Origin of the sequence: Actinoalloteichus caeruleus, assembly GCF_049311605.1 — a bacterium.
Classification (GTDB): Bacteria; Actinomycetota; Actinomycetes; order Mycobacteriales; family Pseudonocardiaceae; genus Actinoalloteichus_B; species Actinoalloteichus_B caeruleus.
The window spans coordinates 441897-465353 of the sequence record NZ_CP186005.1 but is presented as its reverse complement, the minus strand read 5'-3'; the positions used below and the strand labels follow the sequence as shown (position 1 = coordinate 465353).

The 23457-nt window shown below is 73.2% G+C and carries 25 protein-coding genes; 9 read left to right on the top strand and 16 right to left on the bottom strand.

Going from position 1 to position 23457, the window contains the following annotated elements:
* Positions 1–156: 156 nt before the first annotated feature.
* Together ACOJVX_RS02110 and ACOJVX_RS02105 are read right to left on the bottom strand one after the other, a co-directional pair.
* Entirely contained in the window at positions 157–561 is a 405-nt protein-coding gene (locus ACOJVX_RS02110; protein WP_026417516.1) for a TOBE domain-containing protein, read from the bottom strand.
* Positions 512–1075 (bottom strand): MarR family transcriptional regulator, encoded by a 564-nt coding sequence (locus tag ACOJVX_RS02105; protein ID WP_418153850.1) that lies wholly within the window; start codon positions 1073–1075, stop codon positions 512–514. Before ACOJVX_RS02105 ends, ACOJVX_RS02110 begins: the two co-directional genes overlap by 50 nt.
* A gap of 171 nt (positions 1076–1246) precedes the next feature.
* Here ACOJVX_RS02105 and moaA point away from each other — a divergent pair, with 171 nt between their 5' ends.
* From moaA to ACOJVX_RS02075, 6 genes are all read left to right on the top strand, one after another.
* Positions 1247–2305, top strand: a complete 1059-nt coding sequence (moaA, locus tag ACOJVX_RS02100; protein ID WP_418153851.1) for a GTP 3',8-cyclase MoaA — start codon at positions 1247–1249, stop codon at positions 2303–2305.
* Positions 2306–2539: 234 nt separating this feature from the next.
* On the top strand, positions 2540–3181 hold the full coding sequence (locus tag ACOJVX_RS02095; protein ID WP_422647201.1) for an AAA family ATPase: 642 nt from the start codon (positions 2540–2542) through the stop codon (positions 3179–3181).
* Between the two features lie 251 nt (positions 3182–3432).
* Complete coding sequence (locus tag ACOJVX_RS02090) at positions 3433–3807, top strand: DUF4267 domain-containing protein (RefSeq protein WP_026417518.1); 375 nt, start codon at positions 3433–3435, stop codon at positions 3805–3807.
* Positions 3804–4388, top strand: a complete 585-nt coding sequence (locus ACOJVX_RS02085) for a TetR/AcrR family transcriptional regulator (RefSeq protein WP_030104329.1) — start codon at positions 3804–3806, stop codon at positions 4386–4388. The genes ACOJVX_RS02090 and ACOJVX_RS02085 overlap by 4 nt, the downstream gene beginning before the upstream one ends.
* A gap of 77 nt (positions 4389–4465) precedes the next feature.
* Complete coding sequence (locus ACOJVX_RS02080) at positions 4466–4753, top strand: MoaD/ThiS family protein (RefSeq protein ID WP_051313375.1); 288 nt, start codon at positions 4466–4468, stop codon at positions 4751–4753.
* Positions 4754–5230: 477 nt separating this feature from the next.
* Positions 5231–5902 (top strand): transglycosylase family protein, encoded by a 672-nt coding sequence (locus ACOJVX_RS02075; RefSeq protein WP_418153854.1) that lies wholly within the window; start codon positions 5231–5233, stop codon positions 5900–5902.
* Between the two features lie 157 nt (positions 5903–6059).
* On the opposite strand, the gene ACOJVX_RS02070 is transcribed toward ACOJVX_RS02075, so the two are convergent.
* The 8 genes from ACOJVX_RS02070 to ACOJVX_RS02035 all read right to left on the bottom strand — a co-directional run bounded on the left by ACOJVX_RS02070 (position 6060) and on the right by ACOJVX_RS02035 (position 11900).
* Positions 6060–6494, bottom strand: a complete 435-nt coding sequence (locus ACOJVX_RS02070; RefSeq protein WP_026417522.1) for a hypothetical protein — start codon at positions 6492–6494, stop codon at positions 6060–6062.
* A 1-nt stretch (position 6495) separates the two neighbouring features.
* Entirely contained in the window at positions 6496–7218 is a 723-nt protein-coding gene (locus ACOJVX_RS02065; RefSeq protein ID WP_418153855.1) for a hypothetical protein, read from the bottom strand.
* 29 nt (positions 7219–7247) lie between these two features.
* Positions 7248–7592 carry a hypothetical protein gene (locus ACOJVX_RS02060; RefSeq protein WP_418153856.1) on the bottom strand — a complete coding sequence of 115 codons (345 nt, stop codon included), beginning with the start codon at positions 7590–7592 and terminating at the stop codon, positions 7248–7250.
* Positions 7593–7839: 247 nt separating this feature from the next.
* Positions 7840–8889 (bottom strand): molybdenum cofactor biosynthesis protein MoaE, encoded by a 1050-nt coding sequence (locus ACOJVX_RS02055; RefSeq protein WP_418153857.1) that lies wholly within the window; start codon positions 8887–8889, stop codon positions 7840–7842.
* Complete coding sequence (gene moaC / locus ACOJVX_RS02050; protein ID WP_026417526.1) at positions 8862–9353, bottom strand: cyclic pyranopterin monophosphate synthase MoaC; 492 nt, start codon at positions 9351–9353, stop codon at positions 8862–8864. Before moaC ends, ACOJVX_RS02055 begins: the two co-directional genes overlap by 28 nt.
* A 45-nt stretch (positions 9354–9398) precedes the next feature.
* A complete protein-coding gene (locus ACOJVX_RS02045) occupies positions 9399–10025 on the bottom strand; it encodes a GNAT family N-acetyltransferase (RefSeq protein WP_030105179.1) in 627 nt (208 codons plus the stop codon).
* A 108-nt stretch (positions 10026–10133) separates the two neighbouring features.
* Positions 10134–11528, bottom strand: a complete 1395-nt coding sequence (locus ACOJVX_RS02040; RefSeq protein ID WP_026417528.1) for an NAD-dependent malic enzyme — start codon at positions 11526–11528, stop codon at positions 10134–10136.
* Between the two features lie 186 nt (positions 11529–11714).
* Positions 11715–11900: a hypothetical protein gene (locus ACOJVX_RS02035; protein ID WP_026417529.1), complete on the bottom strand. Its 186-nt coding sequence runs from the start codon at positions 11898–11900 to the stop codon at positions 11715–11717.
* A 114-nt stretch (positions 11901–12014) separates the two neighbouring features.
* Between ACOJVX_RS02035 and ACOJVX_RS02030 the strand changes: the two genes are divergently transcribed.
* The gene (locus ACOJVX_RS02030) at positions 12015–14297 is read left to right on the top strand and encodes a helicase-associated domain-containing protein (protein ID WP_026417530.1); all 2283 of its coding nucleotides are present in this window, start codon (positions 12015–12017) and stop codon (positions 14295–14297) included.
* Positions 14298–14338: 41 nt separating this feature from the next.
* Here ACOJVX_RS02030 and ACOJVX_RS02025 read toward each other — a convergent pair whose 3' ends face one another.
* Positions 14339–14722, bottom strand: a complete 384-nt coding sequence (locus ACOJVX_RS02025) for a hypothetical protein (protein WP_026417531.1) — start codon at positions 14720–14722, stop codon at positions 14339–14341.
* On the opposite strand from ACOJVX_RS02025, the gene ACOJVX_RS02020 reads away from it, so the two are divergent.
* Entirely contained in the window at positions 14721–15446 is a 726-nt protein-coding gene (locus ACOJVX_RS02020; RefSeq protein WP_422647200.1) for an SRPBCC family protein, read from the top strand. The genes ACOJVX_RS02025 and ACOJVX_RS02020 overlap by 2 nt on opposite strands.
* 49 nt (positions 15447–15495) lie before the next feature.
* Here the strand turns inward: ACOJVX_RS02020 and ACOJVX_RS02015 are convergent, their stop codons facing one another.
* Positions 15496–16368, bottom strand: a complete 873-nt coding sequence (locus ACOJVX_RS02015; protein ID WP_418153861.1) for a helix-turn-helix domain-containing protein — start codon at positions 16366–16368, stop codon at positions 15496–15498.
* 159 nt (positions 16369–16527) lie between these two features.
* On the opposite strand from ACOJVX_RS02015, the gene ACOJVX_RS02010 reads away from it, so the two are divergent.
* Positions 16528–17208: a RibD family protein gene (locus ACOJVX_RS02010; RefSeq protein ID WP_030105176.1), complete on the top strand. Its 681-nt coding sequence runs from the start codon at positions 16528–16530 to the stop codon at positions 17206–17208.
* A gap of 263 nt (positions 17209–17471) precedes the next feature.
* On the opposite strand, the gene ACOJVX_RS02005 is transcribed toward ACOJVX_RS02010, so the two are convergent.
* From ACOJVX_RS02005 to ACOJVX_RS01990, 4 genes are read right to left on the bottom strand one after another with little or no spacing between them, the layout of a single operon-like run.
* Positions 17472–18080, bottom strand: a complete 609-nt coding sequence (locus tag ACOJVX_RS02005; protein ID WP_026066338.1) for a GTP-binding protein — start codon at positions 18078–18080, stop codon at positions 17472–17474.
* Entirely contained in the window at positions 18061–18750 is a 690-nt protein-coding gene (locus tag ACOJVX_RS02000; RefSeq protein WP_103055796.1) for a DUF742 domain-containing protein, read from the bottom strand. The genes ACOJVX_RS02005 and ACOJVX_RS02000 overlap by 20 nt, the downstream gene beginning before the upstream one ends.
* A gap of 31 nt (positions 18751–18781) precedes the next feature.
* Positions 18782–19204 (bottom strand): roadblock/LC7 domain-containing protein, encoded by a 423-nt coding sequence (locus ACOJVX_RS01995; protein ID WP_026417533.1) that lies wholly within the window; start codon positions 19202–19204, stop codon positions 18782–18784.
* Positions 19201–22656, bottom strand: a complete 3456-nt coding sequence (locus ACOJVX_RS01990; protein ID WP_051313383.1) for a sensor histidine kinase — start codon at positions 22654–22656, stop codon at positions 19201–19203. Before ACOJVX_RS01990 ends, ACOJVX_RS01995 begins: the two co-directional genes overlap by 4 nt.
* Between the last annotated feature and the right edge of the window lie 801 nt (positions 22657–23457).

Genomic DNA, 23457 nt, shown 5'->3' with positions numbered 1-23457 from the left:
TACGACCAGGCCGGCTCCTCGGACGGGACGGACTCGGGGACGCTCGCTGCCTCGCTCACCGAAACATGCTGCAACGGGAGGCACCGTCAGCGCTACCGGTGTGTCCGACTCGTCCGGTCCGCCGGTCCGCCGGGATCGGCGCTCTCCGGCCGGAGGTCACGTCGGGGGCCGCGGCGTCTCCACCACCACGTGGGTCGACTTGACGACGGCGACGGCGAGCACCCCGGGTTCCAGCCCCAGCTCGCGGACCGCCTCCGTGCTCATCAGCGACACCACCCGGTGCGGCCCGCACACCAGCTCCACCTTGGCCATCACGGTGTCGGCGACGACGTCGGTGACCAGGCCGACGAACCGGTTGCGGGCCGAGCGACCCACGGCGGAGGGATCGGGCACCGCGCGGGCCGTGGAACCCGCGAAGGCGGCGAGCACCGCGCCGTCCACCACCTTGCGACCCGCGGCGTCGACCTCACCGGCGAGCTGCCCGGAGTCGAGCCAGCGGCGGACGGTGTCGTCACTGACCCCCAGGAGCCCGGCTGCCTCGGAGATGCGGTAGAGCGGCACGGCGCGACACTACTCGGCGGCCGACCGGCCGCCGTGGCACACCGCCGCGCGGCGCGCCGAGGCCCCGCTCGTCGCCGGCGTCGATGGCCTCCCGGACGGCGCCGATCATCCGCAGGCAGTAGTCCTCGATCACCGCCAGTTCCTCGTCCCCGTACTCGGCGACCAGCTCCTCGGTGAACGGGACGAGTGCCTCGGTCCCGGAGGGCACCGGCGAGGGCGCGAGCCGGACCCGGACCCGCCTCCTGTCGTCCGGGTCGGGGACGCGGACGACGTACCCCGCTTCCTCGAGGCGGTCGAGCAGACCGGTGACCGCGCCCGTGGACAACCCGACTCCCTCGGCGATCTCCCCGGCGCTGAGGGGTACCGGTGCGCGGCTGACGAGGTCGAGGCACTTGTAGGCGGTCGGCGACAGGCCGAGTCGTTCGGCGAGCCGACCGTGGAGCAGGGCGGTCGCCGCTCCGAGTTCGCGGCTCAGCTCCGCGAGCCTGGCCGCTCGCCCGGCGCGCTCGGACATGGGCACCTCGCCTGCGTGTTCCTGGCCGTCCCCGGTGGGCGGTCCTCGACCGGGCGGCTGACCCGCGGATGGTAAACCGGCGGGCCACCGCCCGTCGGATCGACCCCTCCGACCCAGCTCCGGGTGCCCGCTCCCCGGGCGGCTTCGCCGCCGCACTCTAGGCTGGGACAGATGACGGCGGTTGATCTGGGCATGCCGAGGGTCCCCCGGTCCCGGGACCTGCCACCCCGGCCCGGGACACCAGAACTCGTGGACCGTTACCAACGGGTCGCCACCGACCTGCGGGTCTCACTGATCGACAAGTGCAACCTGCGCTGCCACTACTGCATGCCGGCGGAGGGGCTGGACTGGCTGCCCGCCCGGGAGCTGCTCACCACGCGGGAGGTGGTCCGGCTGGTCCGGATCGCGGTGGAGCGCCTCGGGGTCACGGAGCTGAGGTTCACCGGAGGGGAGCCCCTCCTGCGCCCGGACCTGGAGGAGATCGTGGCGGCCGCCGCCGCGCTGAGTCCGAGGCCGGGGATCTCGTTGACGACGAACGGCATCTCGCTGCGGTCCCGGGCGGCCGCGCTGGCCGCCGCCGGCCTGGACCGGGTGAACGTGTCGCTCGACTCGGTGCGGCCGGAGACGTTCCGGCGCATCACCCGGCGGGACCGGCTCGCCGACGTCCTGGACGGCCTCGCCTCGGCGGCGGAGGCCGGACTGCGTCCGGTCAAGGTCAACGCGGTCCTGCTCCCCGGGGTCAACGAGCACGAGGCGGTCGAGTTGGTCCGGTTCTGCCTCGCCCACGGGTACGAGCCCCGGTTCATCGAACAGATGCCGCTCGACGCGCAGCACGGGTGGGACCGGTCGGCGATGGTGACGGCCGACCGCATCCTGGAGCTGCTCTCCGAGTCGGTCCGGCTCACGCCGGCCACCGACGACCGGGGTTCCACGCCCGCCGAGCGGTGGCTCGTGGACGGCGGCCCCGGCACCGTGGGCGTCATCGCGTCCGTCACCCGACCGTTCTGCGGGGCGTGCGACCGCACCAGGCTCACGGCCGACGGGCAGCTCCGGTCGTGCCTGTTCTCCCAGGAGGAGACTGACCTGCGGGCACTGGTCCGGGCGGGGGCCGACGACGACGGCATCGCCGGGGCCTGGCGCGAGGCGATGTGGGGGAAGCCCGCCGGCCACGGGATCGACGACGAGGACTTCGTCCAGCCCCAGCGCCCGATGAGCGCCATCGGCGGCTGAGCCGTCTCCACGCCCGTCGGGGATGACGGCCCGGCGCGGGCTCCACCGTGTTCCCGTCTCCCGTTTCCCGTGCTTGTCACCTCCGCTCCTGAGCGGCAGTGCCGGCGACGCGCGGGCGGGACGCACGCGCGGGCGGAGGGCGCCCGCGGCCGCGTCTGGCACCAGCGTGCCGCTCGGACGGGAGGAGCGGGGGACGGGCGAGGACGTTCGCCCCCGAGGAGGAGAGGACAGGAAGTGCGGAGCACGACAGGTGTCCCGGGGCGGGGAGCGCCCGACGAACGGTTCTTCGTCCTGACCGGGGGGCCGGGGTCGGGCAAGACGACGATCCTCGACGAGCTGGCGGCCCGAGGGATGGCGGTGACACGAGAGGCCGGGCGCGGGATCATCCAGGACCAGGTGCTGGTGGGCGGACCGGCACTGCCCTGGGCGGACCCCGCGCTGTTCGCCGAGCTGATGCTCTGCTGGGAGCTCCGCTCGTACCGCGCCGCCGCCGAGGAGGCGGGACCGGTCTTCTTCGACCGGGGCACGCCGGACGTCCTCGGCTACCTGCGGCTGTCCGGTGCGAGGGTGCCGCCGCACGTCCAACGGGCGGCGCGGGAGGTCCCCTACCACCGCCTGGTGTTCGTGACCCCGTACTGGCCGGAGATCTTCCACCACGACGCGGAGCGGAGGCAGGACCACGCGGAGGCGGAACGGACCTGCGAGGTGATGCTGGCGGTGTACCGCGAACTCGGCTACGAGACGGTGCTCGTCCCGAGGGGGACGCCCGCCGAGCGGGCCGACTTCGTCCTGGAACGCGTTCACGACCAGCGCCCGGCTCCCCGCGAGGTGACCGGGCACGGGGAGCGGGCCGAGTCCCCACCGGCGCTCCCCTGACCAGTCGGCCGGCAGCGCGTCACCGACGGCACGTCCGGGCCGCCAGGGGACGACGTCCGGCGTCGGGACCCGCCGCCAGTCGCCCGCCGAGGGCGCTGGGGGCGCGAGGGCGCTGAAGGCGCGAGGGCGCTGAGGGCGCTGGGGGCGCTGGGGGCACTGGGGGCACTGGGGGCGCCTGGAAATCCTCGGCCGGGCGGCGGCACGTGGTACTGTCATCGACAGATTCCCTTTCAGCGAAAGATCGGAGCCGCGTGGCCACCGCTGGTGTCACCATCGCCACCCTCGCGGGACTCGCCATCCTCACGATCGGCGTCCTCTACCTCCTGGCGCCCCGCCCGATGGCGGCCAGCTTCGGCCTGCCCTCCGTCCCGGAGGGCAGGGACGTGGCCTGGCTGCGCCTCAAGGGCGTACGCGACCTCGCCACCGGGGTCGTCGCCTTCACGGTGCTGTTCACCGCCCCGGCCGCCACCCTGGGGTGGACCGTCGCCGCCTTCACCATCGTTCCCATCGGTGACGCGGTGACGGTGCTCCGCGCCGACGGGCGCCGGAGCGCCGCCTACGGGATCCATGGGGCGACGGCCGTGTTGATGCTCATCGCCGCTGGCTTCCTGGTGAGCGCCGCATGACGGGCCAGGAGCACCCGCCCCCGACGGACCCGAGGGAGCGCCGCCGGCTCGCTCGCCGTCACGAGATCATGGACGTCGCCCTGGCAATCGCCGAAGGCGAGGGTTGGGAGGCGGTGACGACCCGTCGGGTCGCCCGGTCGATCGACTACAGCCAACCCGTCATCTACCAACACTTCGCCAGCCGGGACGACCTCGTCGCGGCGATCGCCCGACGGGGCTTCGACACCCTCACCGGCGAGATCGAGAGCGTCGCGCGCACCGGGGGCGCCCGCCCCTTCGAGGGGCTGTGCCGCCGTTACGTCGAGTTCGGCCGCCGCCGCCCCCGCCTGTACGAGGTGATGTTCGGTGCGCCCACGAGCCTGGTCTTCGCGACCGCCGACACCCCGGAGGAACTCCGGCGGACGTTCCTCACCCTGCGGGAGCTCGTCGCACGGGGACACCAGTCGGAGGACGCGGACGGAGTGACCGAGTTCTTCTGGGCCTGTTGCCACGGCCTCGTCTCCCTGCTGCTCGCGGGCCGGATCCCCGAGACCCGGGTGGAGGAGCACGTGCGCCGGATCGGCCACCTGCTCGACGGATGAGGAGCGCGCCCCCGCCGCGCGCCCCCTCGGCGGACCTCGAGGCGGCGGAGGAGGGAGCACCAGGAAGGATGCGGAGGATGAGCCACGAAACGTCGCCGCCCGAGGCCGGGAACCGCATCGTCGTGCGGTACTTCGCGGGCGCCGGGGCGGCCGCCGGCACGGGCCAGGAGTCCCTGCCGCTCCCGGACGGCGAGCCCACGGTGGCGGCGGTGCTGGCGATGGTGAGCGACCGGCACGGGGAGCGCCTGGGCCGGGTGCTGCGCGGGTGCAGCTTCCTCCTCGACGGTGTAGCGGTGCGTGACCGGAACACGCCGATCACGGCCGGGAGCGAGCTGGACGTCCTCCCGCCGTTCGCCGGTGGTTGAACGAGTCGTTGACCCTCCGCATCCAGCGTTCCCCTACAAGAACTTCACGTCCTCACCCCTTTGGGGGTAATCACCATCCGTCGATCGCCCAATCGCCTACCGTGAGCAAGGGACGTGAGCCAGGACTCACGCGCCGTGATCGATATCAGGACGGACACGGGGGGATAACGGCCCGCTGACCAGGCACGATGGCCGCATCGATGAACACCCCTCCGTGTTACTGTGACGAGCGTCACCATTGATAGGGTTTGGGATTTGTCCGGCGCTTACGTAGCGTCGCCTCTCGGTCGCCCCGAACGGCCATGACAACCGAGGAGTCCGCCGCGCCGAACCCTGTCCAGCGGGCTCCCCACCCCCGAACCACAGAGCCGGACAGGGACTCAGAAAGCCAGGGCGCATCCAGCGCCAGGCCGGACAGGGAGCCGCCCCGCCACGAGCGGGACCGGATTCCAGCAGGCGCGGGTAGGAGAGAGGGACATGTCTCGCTACCAAGGCAAGCACCGCAAGGCTTCCGCTTCCAGCCGCACCTTCGCCCGGATCGCCGTCGCCGGCGCCATCGTCGGTGCCCCGCTGGCCATGGCCGGAACCGCGCAGGCCGCTGACTGGGACACGCTCGCGCAGTGCGAGAGCAGCGGAGACTGGAGCATCAACACCGGCAACGGCTACTACGGCGGTGTGCAGTTCTCCCCGACCACCTGGGTCGAGTTCGGCGGCACCGAGTACGCGCCGATGGCTCACCAGGCGACCCGTGAGCAGCAGATCGCGGTCGCCGAGCGGGTGCTCGCGGTCCAGGGCCCCAACGCCTGGCCGGCCTGCAGCGCCAAGACCGGCTGGCACCTGCAGGAGGGCGCGCCCGTCGCCGCTCCTGAGCCCGCCCCCGAGCCCGTCGCCGCCGAGGAGCCGGCTCCCGCGCCGGAGCCCGCCCCCGAGCCCGTCGCGGCGGAGGCCCCCGCCCCCGCCCCGGCCCAGCCCGCGGACATCCAGAACCACCCCGAGGGCAACTACACCGTCGAGGCCGGCGACACGCTGTCCAAGATCGCGGCTGAGCACGGCACCACGTGGCAGCGCATCCACGAGGACAACGAGGACGTCATCAACGACGCCGACCTGATCTACACCGGTCAGGTCATCCTGGTGAACGGTTCCTGACGACCGCGAACCCACGCCGAGGTCCCACCGCTTTCCCCCGGGCGGTGGGACCTCGGCGTTCGCGTGTCGGGATATGACGACGCGGGACCGGCCGGTGCCCCGGACCGGCTCCCCCGGCCCGTCGCCCAGCCAGCGGCCGCTCGACGCGGTCAGCCGCTCAACGCAGATAGCCGCGCGTCTCGAAGTCCTCGTCGTCGTCCTCGTCGTCGCGGCGGCGGCCCCGAGAGCTCGGCGGGGGCCCGAACATCGCGGCCCGCCGCTCGGCGTCCACCTCCGCCTGGACCTCCTCCTCCTGGCGCCGGCCCTCCTCGGCCGCCTCGGCCCGCTCCTCCTCACTCAGCCCTCGGTAGGCGTCGGCGAGGTTGACCAGCGCCGGGGCGGCGGCCCTGGCGAACGCGGGTTCGCGCAACAGGTCCCGAGCCCCCCGCCGCCCGTTGGCGACATCGTCGAGCAACGCCCGGAGCTCGGGGTCCCGCGCGCGGTCCCGCGCCGCTCGCACCGAACGCAGGATGCGCCGCGAACGGGCCTCGTCTCCTCCCGCGATGTCCAGCATCGGTTCCCGGGACTCGGGATTCCCACCGGTGGTCGACACGTCAGCTCCCTCCTGGGTGCGTGTAGCCCGCCCCGGGCAGCGGGACGGTCTCCTCGAGGTTCAGGGAGGCGGTCAGCCCCTGGACGGTTCCGACGAGCGCGTACACCGCCGTGATCATCAGGCCGATGGCCTCGATGGCCTGCGCCCACTTCGCCAGGGCCTTGCTGATGGTGTACACGGCGGCGGCGATCGCGACCGCCGTGGTCGTGCCCGCCGTGAACAGGCCGGCGGCTCCGCCCAACGCCTCGAAGATCAGCTCGATGACCAGGTCGACCAGCGCCGAGATGATGTTCTCCAGCGCCTTCAACTGGAAGTAGATGGCGCGCTTGAACTCTCCGAAGGCCTCCGCGGCCTCCGCGATCGCGGTCTGCTGTTCCCGCAGGGCCTCGGCCACCCGGCCGAAGTAGTCGTCGGCCGCCGACGCGGCGTTGCCCTCCCAGGCGAGGCCGGGCACCAGGTCCGCGAGCTGGTCGGCGTAGGCGCTGTGGAACTCGGCGAGGTTGTTCAGCGCAGCCTCGGCCTTCCCGACCTCCTCCCAGTTCCCGACGATCTTCTCGCCGAGCTCCGTGACGGGGTCGATGCCGAGTAGCTCCTTGCACCCCATCCTGATGTAGTGGGTGATGCTGAACCAGTCGGTGAACCCGAGGACCTGCTCGCTCCACGTCGGCATCACCTCCTCCGCCTCCGGCGTGGTGAGCACCTCGGCGGGACTGTTGGCTGCCATGGGTCGAACTCCTTCCGGGCCGGAAGCCGTCAGTCCTGGCCGAACGAGTACTCGGGCGAGTAGGTCGCGTCGATCCGCGCGGCCTCGGACTCCTCCAACCCGGCGTAGTCCTCGCCCGCCGCCTTCATCGCCGTCGCCGACTCCTCCATGCGGGTCCACAGGACCAGCGCGTTCCCGGAGATCGCCGTGGCGACCCGGGTGCAGGCCTCGACGAGGTAGCCGTAGACCAGGCCCAACTCGCCCGACGGGATCATGATGTGCTCCATGGCGTAGTCGGACGCGGCTTGGGCATCCTCGGCGAGGGAGTTCAGCCGCGTCGGACCTTCGGTGATCAGGGTGTCCGGATCGTCAAGCTCGTAGCTCGAACCGACCATGGTGGCCTCCTGATGTCGCGTGACGGGGGAAGCCCCGCACCGGCACCCCGACCTCCGGTCAGGTGTCGACGCCGCGGTGCCGGCGACGGGGGGTCACCGTCTCCGACGCCCCGCCCCTCGGCCCAGTTCCGTATCCGATGGTGGATATTCGCACGTCAGGAGGGGGGCGATACGGTGGATCACCCTCGGTCGCGCCCTCAGCCGCCCAACGGATGTCGCACCGGATGCGCGGGTGGGCGGCCACCGCTCACGGGCAGTTCACCCATTCCTCGCTACCGTCCGCGAACCGCTGCCGCTTCCACACCGGGAGCCGCCGCTTGACCTCGTCGACGAGTTCGGCGCAGGCCGCGAACGCCTCGGCCCGGTGGTCGGCGGCCACGGCGCAGGCCAGGGCGCACTCCCCGATGGCGAGCCACCCCGCCCGGTGGCTGACGACGAGGGCCCGCAGGCCGGGCATACGGCCCGCCACGTCCTCGGCCACCTCCCGCAGCACCTGTTCCGCGCTCGGGTGCGCGACGTACTCCAGGTCCCGAACAGCCCGCCCGTGGTCGTGGTCACGGACCTCCCCGGAGAAGGTGACCACCGCACCGGCCTGCCGGCGCGACACGGCCGAGGCGTGGTCCGCCAGGCTCAGCGGATCCGTCGTGACGGACACGAGGGGGATCTCCGGCCCCGGTGCCGAGGTGGGGCGCGCGGGCGTCCCCGTCGCCGGCGACGCGGTTCCCGACGCTGCCGGCCCGGCCGGCTGTTCGTCCGCCGCGCCACCCGAGGGCTCCGAGGGCACGGCCGGGGGGTGGTCGCCACCGGCGATCTGGTCGAGGGCGTGGGCGAACACCCCGTCCAGGACGGCGAGACCGTCGCGCACCCCGCCTGTCGACCCGGGCAGGTTCACCACGAGGGTGGCACCGGCGGTGCCAGCGAGGGCGCGGGAGAGAACGGCCGTGGGAACGGCGGGCAGCCCGGACCGCCGGATCGCGTCGGCGAGCCCGGGGAGTTCCCGGTCCAACAACGGCCGGGTCACGTCGGGGGTGCGGTCGGTCGGGCTGATCCCCGTGCCCCCGGTGGTCAGCACGACCGAGACGCGGTCCTCGAGCGCCCGTCGGAGTTCCTCCGCCACCGGTGCCCCGTCGGGGACGACGACCGCGTCGGGGACCCGGAACCCCCGCTGCCGGAGCCAGTCGACGACCAGGGGCCCGGTGCGATCCGGGTAGACGCCGGCGGCGGCGCGGTTCGACGCGGTGATGACCCTGGCCTCGCCAGGGTCGGACGTCAGTTCCGGTCGGTCGGCCGTGTCCATGAGCCCGTCCTGCCCCCGTCCTTGCTCTCCACCCGGACACCGTCGAGGACCGCGGCCGGGTCGACGGCCTTCACCATGTCGTGCAGCGTGAGTCCCGCGACCGTGACCGCGGTCAACGCCTCCATCTCCACCCCGGTCCGGTCCGTGGTCCGGACGGTGGCGGTGATGGCCACGCTGTCCTCGTCCGGACGGAGGTCGACCTCGACACCGGACAGCGCGAGGGGGTGGCACAGCGGCACCAGGTCGGGCGTCCGCTTCGCGCCCATGATCCCGGCCAGTCGCGCCGTCGCCAGCGCGTCACCCTTGGGCAAACCGCCCTCCGCGATCAGGTCCACCACCTCCCGGGTGGTGCGCAGGACACCGCTGGCGACCGCGACGCGGGCCGTCACCGCCTTCTCCGACACGTCCACCATCCGGGCCGCACCGGTGTCGTCGACGTGGGAGAGCCGGGCACGCTGGTCCATGACGCATGATCCTAGGCGGTGGGAGGTGCGCCGGCGCGCCCCAGGTCAGCCGGCGGGCACCCGCCGCATCGCCCAGGTGCGCGGGCCACCGGAGGGCAGGTCCACCTCGGCGACCACCCGGAAGCCGTGCCGCTGGTAGAAGCGGACGTTGCGCTCGTCGGAGGTCTCCAGGAACGCGTCTGAGCCCGCCTCCTCGGCGGCCGCCAGTCCCGGCCGGAGGAGCGCGCCACCCACGCCCCGCCCCTGCCAGCTCGGGTCGATCCCGATGGTCGCCAGGAACCAGACGGGCTCGGTGGGGCGGTGCGGGGTGAGTGCCTCCTCCACGGAGGCGGCGATCGCGGCCCGGTCACCCGCCAGTTCGCCCACCTCGGCCGCCACCGGGCCGAAGGCCGCCTCGACGTCGGTGTCCGGCGTCGTCCACGCCGCGGCACCGACGACACTCCCACCGGACTCGGCCAGCCAGACGCGGCCGTGGGGCAGCGCGATGCGCCCCACCATCAGCTCCTGGCCCCGGCGCACCCGCTCGGCGTGGTCGTCGGCGGCGACGGTGTGCCGGAGGAACGGGTAGTCGGAGAAGGCCGAGGCGAGCACGCGGCCGATCGCCGGGACGTCCTCGGCCACCGCGAGGCGTACGGACACCGGGGTGTTCCCGGAGGTGGAACCGGATGACATGGTGGAGAGCACCTTCCGCCGTCGGAGTCCACGCCCCCTTCGCCGGGGCGCGGCCGTAGCCTGCGCCACCGGGGCGGCGGATGTCATCCCGTTTTCGCCCCGGGACCCTCAGCCCTCCCTGGACCGCTCGGCCGCGGCGCGGACCGCCTCCGCCACCGCCGGCGCGACGGCCGTGTCGAACACGCTCGGCACGATGAACGAGGCGTTCAGCCGCTCGCCGTCCACCACGTCGGCCACGGCGCTCGCCGCGGCGACCAGCATGTCGTCGGTGATCTCGTGGGCCTGCGCGTCGAGCAGGCCCCGGAAGACCCCGGGGAAGGCCAGCACGTTGTTGATCTGGTTCGGGTAGTCGCTGCGGCCCGTCGCGACCACGGCGGCGTGCTGCTGCGCCTCGAGCGGGTCGATCTCGGGGTCCGGGTTGGCGAGGGCGAAGACGATCGCGTCGTCGGCCATCGTCCGGACCTGCTCGGCGCCGAAGAGGTTGGGCGCGGACACCCCGATGAAGACGTCGGCTCCCACGAGCGCGTCGTGCAGGGACCCGGTCACGCCCTCCTTGTTGGTGTGCTCGGCGATCCACTTCATGTTGGGGTCCATGTCCGACCTACCGGTGTGGACGATGCCGTCCACGTCCACGGCGAGGACGTCCGCGGGGGCGGTGCGCAGCAGCAGTCGGATGATGGCCGACCCGGCGGCCCCGACGCCGCACACGGCCACCCGGCAGTTCTCGAGTTCCTTGCCGACGACCCGCAGGGCGTTGCGGAGAGCGGCGATCACCACGATCGCGGTGCCGTGCTGGTCGTCGTGGAAGACCGGGATGTCCAACTTCTCGCGCAGCCGGTGCTCGATCTCGAAGCAGCGCGGCGCGGCGATGTCCTCCAGGTTGATGCCGCCGTAGACGGGCGCGAGGAGCTCCACCGTGCGGATGATCTCCTCGGTGTCCTGGGTGTCCAGGCAGATGGGCCAGGCGTCGACGTCGGCGAACTTCTTGAACAGCGCCGCCTTGCCCTCCATCACCGGCAGCGCGGCGGCGGGACCGATGTTGCCCAGGCCCAGGACCGCGGAACCGTCGGTCACCACGGCGACGGTGTTCCGCTTGATGGTCAACCGGCGGGCGTCGTCGGGGTTGGCCGCGATCGCCTGGCAGATCCGGGCCACGCCCGGCGTGTAGGCGCGGGAGAGGTCGTCCCGGTTCCGCAGCGCGACCTTGGAGTGCACCTCCAGCTTCCCGCCGAGGTGCACCAGGAACGTCCGGTCGGAGACCTTCCTGACCGTCACGCCGGGCAGCGAACCGAGCTCCTGGGTGATGTCGTTGACGTGCTCGGTCGAGGTCGTGTTGCAGGTGATGTCGACGACGATCCGGTCGGTGTGGGACTCGACGATGTCGAAGGCGGTGATCACACCGCCGACCCTGCCGACCGCGCTGGTGAGATCACCCGCGGCGCTCGCGGACGGCGGAGCCTCCACGCGGACGGTGATCGCGTAGCCGGGGCCGGGAACCGGCATCGTGTCCTCCCTGTTTCACCTGTTCAGGCGCGATAGCGTTGGGACAGCGTAGTTCACAGCGCTCGCGTGGCGATCAGGGGTGGAGCAGCCCGGCGGAGGAGGAAGCCGCAGTTGGGGCGGCGTGCGCGCCCCCGGAGGCGGCGCGGGGCGAGCGCGCCGCCCGGAGGCGTCACAGTCTGACGTTCATCACCTGTTGATCCTGGTGACGGGGTGCCGGTAGGGCAGCTTGTCCTGGGGCAGCGGGAACTCCACCTCACCGAAGGGGGACAGCGCCCCGGCCACGGGGGCGGCCAGCTCGCTCACCGCGTACTTGCCCTCGTGGACGTCCGGCCACGTCGGTTCCATCCGGTCACTCGGCACAGGCTTGGCCACGGCTCCTCCTGATCGCAACGGGTCGTCTCGCACCCGGCGGACGGCCGCCTGACGGCCCCACGGGCGGCGGGTGCTGCTCATCAGTGTGCCCGATACGGGCTAACGTGGACGCCGATGCCCGGCACCTCACTCGCGGACTGGCTGCGTGACCAGGACGACGGCACGCTCGCGGCCCTGCTGCGGGCGCGCCCTGACGTGGCCACCCCGCCCCCCGCGGACAGCTCGGTCCTGGCCACCCGCGTCGGAGTCCGGGTGTCCGTCGCCCGGGCCTGCGATGACCTCGACGCCCGTTGCCTGGACATCCTCACCGCCCTGCTGGTCCTCGACGCCGACCGTCGGCCCGCCTCCCGGTCGGAGCTCGACCGGCTGCTGGGCGACGCGGTACCCGCCGAACCGCTGCGCGACTCGCTCACCACGCTCACGCACCGCGCGCTGGTGTGGACCGTGGGCGACGGGGCTGAGCTCGCCGTCGTCCCCAGCCTCCGCGAGGTTCTGGGCCCCTACCCGGCCGGGCTGGGCAGGTCGGTCCCCGACCTGGCCGGGGTCGACCCGCTCGCCAGGGTGGCGGAACTGGGCGAACCGGAACGCCGGCTGCTCGACACCCTCGCCGCGGGCCCGCCGGTCGGGGCCACCCGGGAGGCGGGCAGCCCGGTGCCGACACCACCCCGGACGCCCGTGCAACGCCTGCTGGCGGCGGGGCTGCTGGTGCGGCGGGACAGCGAGACCGTCGAACTGCCCAGGGAGGTCGGGCTGGCCCTGCGCGGTTCCGACCCGCTCCCGGGCTTCCGCGGCACCCCACCGGTCCTGGACACCGCCCCCCGTGACGCCGCACTCGTCGACGCCACCGCCGCCGGCGCGGCGATGGAACTGGGCCGGCAGGTGGAGGCGGTGCTGCGCCTGTGGTCGGCCGACCCCCCGCCCATCCTGAAGTCCGGCGGGTTGGCGGTCCGGGAGCTCAAACGGGTCGCGAAGGCCGTGGACTGCGCCGAGGGGCACGCCGCCCTGCTGGTGGAGCTGGCGGTGGGCGCGGGGCTGGTCGCGGCCAGCGGGGAGGAGTCGGGCGACTGGCTGCTCAGCACAACGGCGGACCAGTGGCTGAGCGCTCCCCCCGAGCTGCGCTGGGGGGCGTTGGCCAGGGCGTGGCTCCACCTCCCCCGCCTCCCCGGGCGGACGGGTGCGCGCGACGAGCGCGACCGCGCGCTCGGCCCGCTCTCCGACGACCTGCGCTTCCCGCAGGCCCCCCTGGAACGGGTCCGCGTGCTGGATCTCTTCGCCGGGCTGGCCCCGGGCACGGTGGTCCGCGACCAGGAACGGGCCGTCGCGGTCCTCGCCTGGCGGGCCCCCCGCCGCGGCGGACGGCTCCGGGACCAGCTGGCCCGGTGGACCGTCGAGGAGGCGACCTCGCTCGGCGTGCTGGCGTTGGGCGGGCTCTCCACGGCGGGCAGGGCGCTGCTCGCCGAGGCGAGCGGTGCGCCTCCGGAGGACGAGCCGACCCGCCTGATGGGGGCAGCGATGCCCCCGCCGGTGGACCACGTGCTGGTCCAGGCCGACCTGACCGTCGTCGCCCCCGGCCCACTCGAACCCGGGCTCAGCGACATGATGGGGCTGGTCGCGGACGTGGAGTCCGCGGGAGGGGCCACCGTCTACCGGGTCACCGAGAGCACGGTGCGCCGAGCTCTCGACGCCGGTCACACCGCGGCCGAGCTGCACGACTTCTTCCGCACCCGGTCCAGGACGCCCGTCCCCCAGTCGCTGTCCTACCTCCTCGACGACGTGGCGCGGCGGCACGGGCTGCTCAGGGTCGGCACGGCGGAGTGCTTCGTCCGCTGCGAGGACCCCGTCCTGCTCGCCGAGGTGCTGAGCAGTCCCAGGACGACCGACCTCGGGTTGCGCCGGATCGCCCCCACGGTGGCGATCAGCCCGCTACCCCTCGGTGACGTCCTCGCCGAGTTGCGGGCGGCGGGGTTCGCCCCGGCCGCCGAGGACACCGGCGGGCAGCTGCTCGATCTGCGACCCCCCGGACGCCGCACGGCCCGGCGCGCCGCTCCGGGCCGGCGGACCGTGCCGACCGGCGCCCTCGGTGAGGAGCGGGTGCTCGAGCTGGTCGCGCACCTCCGGGCGGGCGACCGCGCCGGAGCGGCCCAACGGGGTCGCACGGCCTCCTCGGGCGTCGGGAACGGGACCAGCTCGTCGGCGGCGCTCAGCCTGTTGCACCAGGCCGTCCGCGCCGGGCGCAGCATCTGGATCGGCTTCGTCGACTCGCACGGCACCGCCACCCAGCGGGTGGTGCGCCCCGTCCGCATCGGCGGCGGGTACGTGGAGGGCTTCGACCAGGACCAGGCCGCCTGCCGGTACCCGCTGCACCGCATCACCAGCGCGGCCCTGGTGGAGGACTGAGGGGAGCCGCGTCGCCTGGTTCGGGCGGCCCGCCGCCCTGATCAGTTGGGCGACCAGAGCGGCGTCGCACCGGTGCGGCCCGACGGCGGGCGGGTCCACAGGTACCGGGGACGCACCACCCGGTAGCTTGGCGACGTCGGCGCCCCCGGCTCACCCGGTTCGGGCAGGGAGAGCAACTCGACGACCACCTCGACGAACCCTCCCTCCGCCGCCCACAGCAGGGTGGCGTTCCCGGGGCCGCTGGGGCCGGCCACCATCCTCGCCGCGTGGGCGTCCGCCAATCCCGTGACCCTGAGCAGGTCGATGTGGAGCCCGTGGTCGCGGGCGAAGAGCTCGGCGCGCGCGGTCCGGCCACGCGCGGGCAGCCGAACGTGGGTGAAGTTCCTCGCGGTCAACGCTCGGACCGCGTCCTGGACGGCTCGCATGTCGCTCCCGGGCGGACCGCGCGGACCGCCCCGAGTGGGGCCGGGGTGGGAACGGCGGCGGTCGCCGAACGTCCCGCTGTCGCCGTCGAGTCTGCCCTCGGGGACGTGGGCACGCGGTGTGGTGGTGGCGCCCCGGGTGCGGCGACCGGGCGGCGGCAGCCGCCCCGTCGGCCTGACCCGCGCCGACGCGACGTCGTTCCCGCTCCGGGCCTCGTGCTCCGGATGCGGTCATGGAGCGGGAACACCGAGGGACGAGCGGGGCGAGGGTGGACGAGGGCAGCGTGCGGCAGGAGGTCGTCTCGACGTGCCGCCGCCACGAGCCTGGCGACTGGTGACGCGGCCGGACCACCCTCGGGTCTGGTACGCCTTCGACGGCGCGGCCCTGGACGGCAGGGCGGGCGGCCTGGTCGAGTACCGCCGGCGTGAGCACGGCGGGTACCTCGGGGTCGTGGAGGAGTTCGACCCGCCGACGCTCCTCCGCTACCGGTGCTCGACGCTTCCCGAACGCCCACCCCAGCCGGGCGGGCTGGCCACCGTCACCGTGCGACTGGAGGCCCGGTCACCCACCTCGACGCTGGTCCGGGTGGTGGAGAGCGGACTGACGGCGTTGGAGGTGTCCCCGGAGGATCGGCGGCAGTACCGGACGGCGACGGCGATGGGCTGGGCTGGTGGCCTCGCGCTCCTGGTGGGACCGGCGGCCTCGGCGGCGGACCGGGATCCGTGAGGCCGGTCCGCCACGACGGGCTCCCCTGGCCCGAACCGTTCCGCCGACGTCACCCCGCACCGGTCACATCGTCCTCGCCCGCCCGGTGGCGGAGCAGGTCGCCGGGGCTGAGGGCGGACAGCGCCCGCACCTCCCGGGAGAGGTGCGCCTGGTCCGCGTACCCCGCCTCCCCGGCCAGCCCGGCCAGGGACCTCCGTTGGCGGTGCGGCGACTCCGCGAGGCGGAGGAACCGGTGCAGGCGGAACGTGCGGTGCAGCTCCTTCGGCCCGAGGCCCGCGTGCGCGAGCACCAGGCGGCGGAGCTGCCGACCGGACACCCCCAGGTCGGCGGCCATCCGTTCGACCCGGGCCGCCGGGTCCCGCGCCAGCCGGTCCACCGTTCGGCGCACCCTCGGATCGGGAGCGGAACCGGCCCACCTCGTGCGGGTCGCACCGGCCGCCCCCGGCTCCCCGAGGGCCAGCCCGGTGAGTTCCCGCGCGGCGGCGGGGGAGAGCACCGCGTCCAGGGGGAGGACCTCGTCACGCAGCAGGGACGCCGGGACACCGAACACCGCTGACAGCGCCCCGGGCCGGACGCGGATCGCACGACACCGGGACCCGCCCGCCAGGCCCACCACGACCGGCGCCATGGTGGGGCCGACCAGCTCGACCACGCCGCTGTCCCACACCACGACGTCGGCGGCCCCGTCCGGCAGGACGAGCTGGTGGTGGCGTGTGCCGTCCGGGACCCGTTGGGTCCACCGCACGGCCAGCCCCGGCCACAGCGAGGTGGCGGGGTGCTCCCGGTACGACGACCCGGTGCGCACCGCCGAGGTCGCCCGGCCCTGCCCGGCTGGCAACCGCGACGGCCCGCCGGCGGAGCCCGGGTGCCAGGAGGTGTCGCCGCGCTCGGCGCGCCCGCCGGTGTCCGTGGTGGCAGACATGCCCCCACCCTGCCAGCGCCCGAGGTGGGCGTGCCGACCCAGCCCCTGGCCGCGTCCCCGGCGGGCGGCTGGCCCCGCTGGCGGGGCGGTTCCGGCCATCCGGGTGCGGGAGGATCGTGACGCCGTGCCCACGGTGGGCGGCGAACGAGGAGGAACGCGATGGGTGAGGACCGGCCGTATGTCCTGGTGAGCTGCGCGATGTCCGTGGACGGTCACATCGACGACGCCTCGCCCGACCGGCTGCTGCTCTCCGGGGAGGCCGACTTCGACCGGGTGGACGAGGTGCGCGCGGGCTGTGACGCCATCCTCGTGGGCGCCAACACCATCCGCCGGGACGACCCGCGACTCCTCGTGCGGTCCGAGGACCGGCGGCGGGCGCGCGTGGCGAGGGGAGTTCCGCCCTCGCCGACCAAGGTCACGCTGACCACCAGCGGAGATCTCGACCCCGGAGCGGCCTTCTTCACCGAGGGGACGGTGGAGAAGCTCGTCTACGCGCCCCATCAGGCCGCCGGCGTGTTGGGTCGGGACGTCGGTGGTCGGGCCGTCGTGGTCGACGCGGGGCCCCGGGTCGACCTGGCCTGGGTGCTCGCCGACCTCGCGGGGCGGGGGGTGCGCCGTCTGCTGGTCGAGGGGGGCACGGCGATCCACACCTGGTTCCTCACGACCGGGCTGGTCGACGAACTCCACCTGGTCGTCGCGCCGTTCTTCGTGGGGGACCGCCGGGCTCCGCGCCTCGTCGGCGACGGCGAGTTCCCCTGGACGTCGAACCGACGCATGACCCTGGTGGAGGCTCGCCCGGTCGGCGACGTGGTGCTGCTCCGGTACCGGCTGCCGTCCTGATCCTCGGTCGAGTTCGACCGGTCGCGCCCGGCGGTGTTCCGATCCGGGGCCCGGAGGGTCCGCCCCGGTGGTGGGCTGCTGGCGCGGCGGTGGCACCGCGTCCGCGGTCGGACTCGTGCCGCTTCCGCCCATCGGCCCGGACCGGGAGCCCCCGACGACTCCCTCCTGGCCCGGGTCCACCTCTCTTCTCAGCCGGCAGCGGCCCCACCCGGACTGCCGGAACGATGGCCGCCGGCGGCACCCGCCACGGCCACCGGTGTGCCTCAGCTGCCGCTGTGCACGGCCAGCCGCTGCCGCATCGCGTGCTCGACCAGCGTGATCAGCGCCTGCTTCGTCGAGTCGCGGTTGCGCGCGTCACACGTCACGATCGGCACGTTCTCGTCGATCGTGAGCGCCTCCCGCACATCCTCGATCCGGTGGTGCAACATGCCGTCGAAGCAGTTCACCGCCACCACGTAGGGCAGCTCCCGGTCGTCGAAGAAGTCGATCGAGGCGAACGCGTCGGCGAGCCGGCGGGTGTCGACCAACACGATCGCGCCGATGGCGCCCTTCACGAGGTCGTCCCACATGAACCAGAACCTGTGCTGGCCGGGCGTGCCGAACAGGTACAGGATCAGGTCGCTGTCCAGCGAGACCCGGCCGAAGTCCATGGCGACCGTGGTGGTCACCTTCCCCGGCGTCGCGGTCAGGTCGTCGACCCCCACGCTGGCTTCCGTCATGACAGCTTCAGTGGTCAGCGGCACGATTTCGGAGACCGAGCCCACGAAGGTCGTCTTGCCGACGCCGAACCCTCCGGCCACGACGATCTTCGTGGATGTGGTCGCCTGCTTCTGTTCCGCATTCCGCTGGGGATCAAAGCCTGCGAAGCCCACTTAACACCCTTTCCAGGAACGCGAGAGACGGCCCGTCACCCGTCACCAGGCCGCTGTTGTGCACGAGGACCAGCCCCAGACTCGCCATGTCGCCGATCAGCACCCGGACCACGCCCAGTGGCAACCGGAGGTGCGCGGCGATCTCCGCCACCGACCGGGTCTCGGTGCACAGACCGCAGATCGACCGGTGCTCGGCCAGCGCCGCGGTCCGCTGCTCGCGGCCACGATCGCTGGTGGAGACCAACGCCTCGATGGGAAGATCATAATCGGGGCGGGTCCGCCCGCCCGTCCTGGCGTAGGGGCGGACGAGGGAACCGGTCTCCACCAGCGGATCCCGGCTCTCCTCGTCGTCGTGCTCGTACTCCGGCCAGCTCTGCTCGGTCTCGTCGACCGGTGGCGGGGCCTGGTAGCCGTCGGAGTAGCCGCGGTCGGCGTACTCCCCGGCGTAACCGTCGGAATAGTTGTCGGACATGCTCGTGCCGAGCAGATCGGCGCCAGGTCCACCGAAGAGCGCGCGGTCCGGGTCTCCGACGAGGTAGTCGACGTCTTCGTCCCGGTGGTGCCGCTCGGCCCGGTCCCGGTGATGGGATCGTCCGTAGAAGCCATCGAGGTCGAGGCGGCTGGCCCAGTCGCCAGCACGTCCGTCACCGGAACCAGGGTCAGTGGTCATCACCGATCACTCCGTAAGTTCACCTGCGAGGTCACCTGCGGGTAGCACCTTGCAACTGGGCTCGTAGCTCTGGCGTGAGCTGGGCCCCGACCCGCTCGACGAGCAATGTCATCTCGTAGGCCACCAAACCGATATCACAGTTCGGTGCCGCCAGGACAGCCAAACAGGAGCCGTCACTGATGGACATCAGGAACAGGAAGCCCTGTTCCATCTCCACCACGGTCTGCGCCACCTCACCGGCGTCGAAGACCCGGGCGGCGCCCTGGGTGAGGCTGATCAGGCCGGAGGCAACCGCGGAGAGCTGCTCGGCCCGGTCCCGGGGCAGGCCGTGTGAACCCGCGAGTAGGAGGCCGTCCGCGGAGACGACCACCGCGTGGGCGACGCCGGGGACACGCCGTACGAAATCAGTGATCAACCAACCGAAGCTGCCTGGTTGCTGGGCGGAAGCGGTCACTCCTGCTCCTCGTCGTGACGGCCGGTGGACTGGTGTGATTGTGCTGCGGACGGGCCGGTGTTCACCAGGGTCTCGACCCTATGGTGCCTGCCACGCCGCAGTCCCTGCTGGAAGTTGGACATCCTGCCTCTGATCGAGTCGGCCGAGCGAACGGGGCCGAAGCGCTCTTGCCCGGTCGACGCGGGGGCGGGTGCCGTTCCAGAAGCGGTGCTCCTCGGGGACTGCTCGGACGGCTTGACCCTCGGTGGGGTCTTGGACTTGTCCTTCTTCGGAGCGATCGAGCCCGGCATCAGCTGGGCCTTGGGCACCCGCTTGGGCAGCCCCGCCGTCGTCGTGTCCTCCGGGCTCTGGTTGAGCACGGTCTTGGCGGCCTCCCACCCCTCGTCGCCGGCCGAGCGCCAGCTGTGCTGACCGGTCGACTCCGGTTGGGCGCTCTCGGCGACCGGTGGTGCGGGCGGGGGCGTCTCCTGGGGGCGCTCCGGCTCCCTGGTGGCGGGCCGGTCGGCGGGGCGTGGCCGTCGCACGATCTCCGTCGGCGCGGACCGGTCCGGCCGCTTGGGCAGCGGCCGAGGACCACGGTGGTCGTTGCCGGACGGTGCGGCCTGGTCCCTGCCGGCGGCCGGCCGGGGAGCGGGCTGCCGCGCCTGCGCCTGCGGGGCGGGGGCGGGTTCCTCGGCGGGCTGGTCGTCAGCGGCGTCCGGGTCCTCCGGCTGGAACCACTGCGACAGCACCTCCTCGTAGATGGGCAGCCGCTCGGTGGGGGCGTCGAGGTCCGCGTTCGGGTCCCTCTCCTCCTCGGGCGCCTGCCGCTTCCCGGCCTGGGCCGCCTGCCGCGCGGGGCGGTCGACCGGCCTGGCCGGCGGGGCGGCCGGCGCCTCCTGGGATGCCCCCAGCGCCTCCTGGGCGTCGGCCCAGTCGTCGTCCGCGCCCTCGGGCTCCTCGGCCCTGCCCTGGGCGTCGTCGACGTCCGTCGGGCTGAAGTGGGCGGTGTCCTCCGGCCCGACCGGGCGGGCGCCCGACAGCCGGTTGGCGAAGTCGGCGCCGCGGTCGGGGCGGCGAGCCGGCGCCGGCTGCTCGGCCGCCTGGTTCTCCGGAGCCGGGGAGAAGAAGGAGCTGGTGCTGGCGGTGGCCGTGGTGCCGGCGTCCTGCACCGCGCTGGCGTCGAACACCCCGCTGTCGAGGTTGTTCAGCGCCGGCGACGCCGGCTCCTCCATCTCGTCGTAGTACTCGTACTCGTCCTCGGCGTCGCCGCCGGGCGGGAGCGCTGGCACCGAAGCCGGGTCGGCGGCACCACCCTGGCTGACCACCGCGGCGGGCGGCTGGGCCGGACCGGGCGGCGGGGCGAGCGCACCGGCGGCGGTTCCCCGCACCGAGGACGGCCGGACGACCAGCGCGGCTGGCACGACGACGAGGGCGATGATGCCGCCCTCCAGGTACTCGCTGCGCAGCCGGACGCGGATCTCGTGCCGCTTGGCGAGCTGGGCGACCACGTACAGACCCATCCGCCGGGAGACCCCGACGTCGACGCGCGGCGGGTTGGCCAGCCGCTCGTTGACCGCCGAGAGCTCCTCGTCCGGCATACCGACACCGCGGTCGGTGATCTCGATGATCAGCTCGTTCTTGCGGCTGTGCGCCGTGCGCACCGTCACCTTCGTGCTCGGGTCGGACAGCGCGGTCGCGTTGTCCAGCAGCTCGGCGATGAGGTGGACGAGGTCGTTGACGGCACGGCCCTGCACGAGCAGTTCGGGCGTGCTGGAGACGGTGACCCTGGCGTACTGCTCGACCTCGGAGACCGCCGCGCCCAGGATGTCGCCGACCGGGACCGGCTTGGCCATCCGCCGGGTGGTGTCGGTGCCGGCGAGGACCAGCAGGTTCTCGCTGTTGCGGCGCATACGGGTCGCGAGGTGGTCCAGCTCGAAGAGGTTCGCCAGCTGGTCCGGGTCCTGCTCGTCGCGCTCAAGCCGGTCGATCAGGCCCAGCTGCCGCTCCACCAGGGTCTGGCTGCGGCGGGAGAGGTTGACGAACATCGCGTTGACGTTCGCCCGGAGCAGGGCCTGCTCACCGGCCAGCCGGACCGCCTGGTTGTGCACCGCGTCGAACGCGCGGGCCAGCTGACCGATCTCCTCGCGGGTGTGCACGTCCACGGCGGGCACGGAGACCTTCGGGATCTCGTTGTCGGTGTCCCGCATCTGGGCGATGACCGCCGGCAGGCGCTCGTGGGCCACGTCCAGCGCGGTCGTCCGCAGCGTCCGCAGCGGGCTCAGCATCGACCGGAGGACGACGGTCATCAGGACCAGCGCGAGCACCAGGGTGCCGAGCACCAGACCGGCGTCGCGGTAGGCGGCGGTGCGGACGTCGCCGGCCAACCGCTCGGCCTCGCCGTGCAGCTGCCCCTGGAGGCCGTCCTCCACCTGGCGCATCAGGTCGAGCGTGGTGGCGGCGGCCTGGTTCCACTCGGCGACGGGGATGCCGAGGCCCCCCTCACCGCCCGACCTGGCCAGTGCCTGCTGGAGCAGGCGGCTCCTCAGGTCGACCTCCGGGCCGGTGACGGTGTCGGCGTAGAAGTTCGCCTCCGACACCGAGGCGGTGTTCTGGAACTCGGTGAGCGCCGCCGCGTACTGGGCGCTGGCCCGGGAGACCACGTCGGTCTGCCCGGTGACGAAGGAACCCTCCTGCGCGGCGGTGAGCAGCACTGACCGCTGGATGGCGATCTGTTCCTTGGCCCTGGCGACCGCCTCGGTCCCACGGAAGGTGGAGCTGACCTCGGTGTCGGCCGCGCTCGCCGCGAGCTCCCGGTTGAGCTGCAACAGCGTGTCGATCATGCTGGTGTAGGTGGTGATGACGGCCACGTGCGGGTACTGGGAGCCCAGCACCGCCCGTTCCCGCAGGACGCCCAGCGTGCCCAGGCGGTACTGGGCCCGGTCGAGGGCGGACTGCACCGAGGCGGTGTCGGTGGCCAGCACGCCGGCGGCGCTGTCGAAGCTCGCGACGGCGGAGTCGACCTGCCCCATGACCTCGGTGAGCGACTCGTCGTTGCGCTCCCGGCCGCTGGCGATGTAGACGGCGGCCAGGTCGCGTTCACGCTGGAGTTCGTGGGCGAGACCGGTGATCCGCTGGGACAGTTCGACGCTGCGCACGACCAACGCGTAGGTGTCTGCGGCGCGCAGCTGGTCGAGGACTCGGAACCCGCCGAGCACCACCGCCGCGAGGGTGGGTACCAGCAGGATGACGATCAGCTTGTTGCGGACCTTCCAGTTCTGGAGCCGCCAGCGGCCACTGCGCTTCGGGGACAACGCGACCTCGTTCGCGTTGTCCTCGGCTGGCTCGACGCCGGAGTCGCGCGCTGCGCCCTGCTGACCGACCGCACTGGGGCGGCCGTCGCTTTCCGCACCGCGCGCCTCGTCGGCGTCAGCGGCGGCATCAATCCCGGAGGACGCCTTCTGACCTGGCACGGCTAGTTAATCCTCCAACTCGGGGTGACAGAGGGAGCGGAGTCGAGCGTCGACGAGTTCCGGGATCCGGGAGCAGCCTCGGTGCCGCTGGCAGGAGTGCCACGGCCCCCGCACCGCGACCGGTCGGCCCCGCGGCTGCGCCGGAGCCCCTGGCCCTCCCGCTGCGCGCAGCCGAAGCGGCCGGACCCCTGCCATCCCACTCCCTGATCGACTCGCGACGCCTCGGCCCCGTCATGTTCGTGAAGGCAACGAGCGTCGCCGCGCCACTATACTCACGCAGCGCAAGTCGCCACGCCGGACATCCCCCGATAGACCACCCAATTGGGTTGGCATCGTCTCAAAAACTACCGGTTGTTTCCAGTAATGCCCCCGTTTAGGGTGTCTCGTGTCTTGCCAAGGCGAGCACACTCCCAGAGATGAGGCCATGTCCGCATCGCGACGCCGACCCGGCGGCGAACGGCCCGCCGGCACGCCGGACCACCGGCCCTCGCCGCCCGGGCGAGCGGTGTCACCTCCCGACCGGAGCGACGGCGACCCTCGGTCCCCGCACTCTACTTCGGACACCGGGGCGGCAGTGGCGTCGGCCACTCCGACATGCGGGAAGATCGCGATCCGCTCACCCCTCGGCCACGGCACGACGTCAGCGCGCTCCGGAGATCCACCCCCGGACGTCGACCACGCCCCGCGACCGAGCAAGCACCACTCCGACATTCGAGCAGTGCGGGTACCACCAGTCGGACTATCGATTTGGCAAGTTGATCAGAAAGTTACTTGAAGTAGCGCAAAACGGGATCGTTCGCT

Bases quoted from the DNA above. Each gene is read 5' to 3' on its own strand.
- moaC (WP_026417526.1), bottom strand. From the start codon at position 9,353: ATGGACCAGCGTGCCCGGCTCTCCCACGTCGACGACACCGGTGCGGCC.
- ACOJVX_RS02045 (WP_030105179.1), bottom strand. From the start codon at position 10,025: ATGTCATCCGGTTCCACCTCCGGGAACACCCCGGTGTCCGTACGCCTC.
- ACOJVX_RS02020 (WP_422647200.1), top strand. From the start codon at position 14,721: ATGTCGCTCCCGGGCGGACCGCGCGGACCGCCCCGAGTGGGGCCGGGG.
- ACOJVX_RS02055 (WP_418153857.1), bottom strand. From the start codon at position 8,889: ATGGACACGGCCGACCGACCGGAACTGACGTCCGACCCTGGCGAGGCC.
- ACOJVX_RS02080 (WP_051313375.1), top strand. From the start codon at position 4,466: ATGAGCCACGAAACGTCGCCGCCCGAGGCCGGGAACCGCATCGTCGTG.
- ACOJVX_RS02030 (WP_026417530.1), top strand. From the start codon at position 12,015: ATGCCCGGCACCTCACTCGCGGACTGGCTGCGTGACCAGGACGACGGC.
- ACOJVX_RS02075 (WP_418153854.1), top strand. From the start codon at position 5,231: ATGTCTCGCTACCAAGGCAAGCACCGCAAGGCTTCCGCTTCCAGCCGC.
- ACOJVX_RS02060 (WP_418153856.1), bottom strand. From the start codon at position 7,592: ATGGTCGGTTCGAGCTACGAGCTTGACGATCCGGACACCCTGATCACC.
- ACOJVX_RS02085 (WP_030104329.1), top strand. From the start codon at position 3,804: ATGACGGGCCAGGAGCACCCGCCCCCGACGGACCCGAGGGAGCGCCGC.
- ACOJVX_RS02105 (WP_418153850.1), bottom strand. From the start codon at position 1,075: ATGTCCGAGCGCGCCGGGCGAGCGGCCAGGCTCGCGGAGCTGAGCCGC.
- ACOJVX_RS02000 (WP_103055796.1), bottom strand. From the start codon at position 18,750: ATGACCACTGACCCTGGTTCCGGTGACGGACGTGCTGGCGACTGGGCC.
- ACOJVX_RS02025 (WP_026417531.1), bottom strand. From the start codon at position 14,722: ATGCGAGCCGTCCAGGACGCGGTCCGAGCGTTGACCGCGAGGAACTTC.
- moaA (WP_418153851.1), top strand. From the start codon at position 1,247: ATGACGGCGGTTGATCTGGGCATGCCGAGGGTCCCCCGGTCCCGGGAC.
- ACOJVX_RS02040 (WP_026417528.1), bottom strand. From the start codon at position 11,528: ATGCCGGTTCCCGGCCCCGGCTACGCGATCACCGTCCGCGTGGAGGCT.
- ACOJVX_RS02015 (WP_418153861.1), bottom strand. From the start codon at position 16,368: ATGTCTGCCACCACGGACACCGGCGGGCGCGCCGAGCGCGGCGACACC.
- ACOJVX_RS02065 (WP_418153855.1), bottom strand. From the start codon at position 7,218: ATGGCAGCCAACAGTCCCGCCGAGGTGCTCACCACGCCGGAGGCGGAG.
- ACOJVX_RS02010 (WP_030105176.1), top strand. From the start codon at position 16,528: ATGGGTGAGGACCGGCCGTATGTCCTGGTGAGCTGCGCGATGTCCGTG.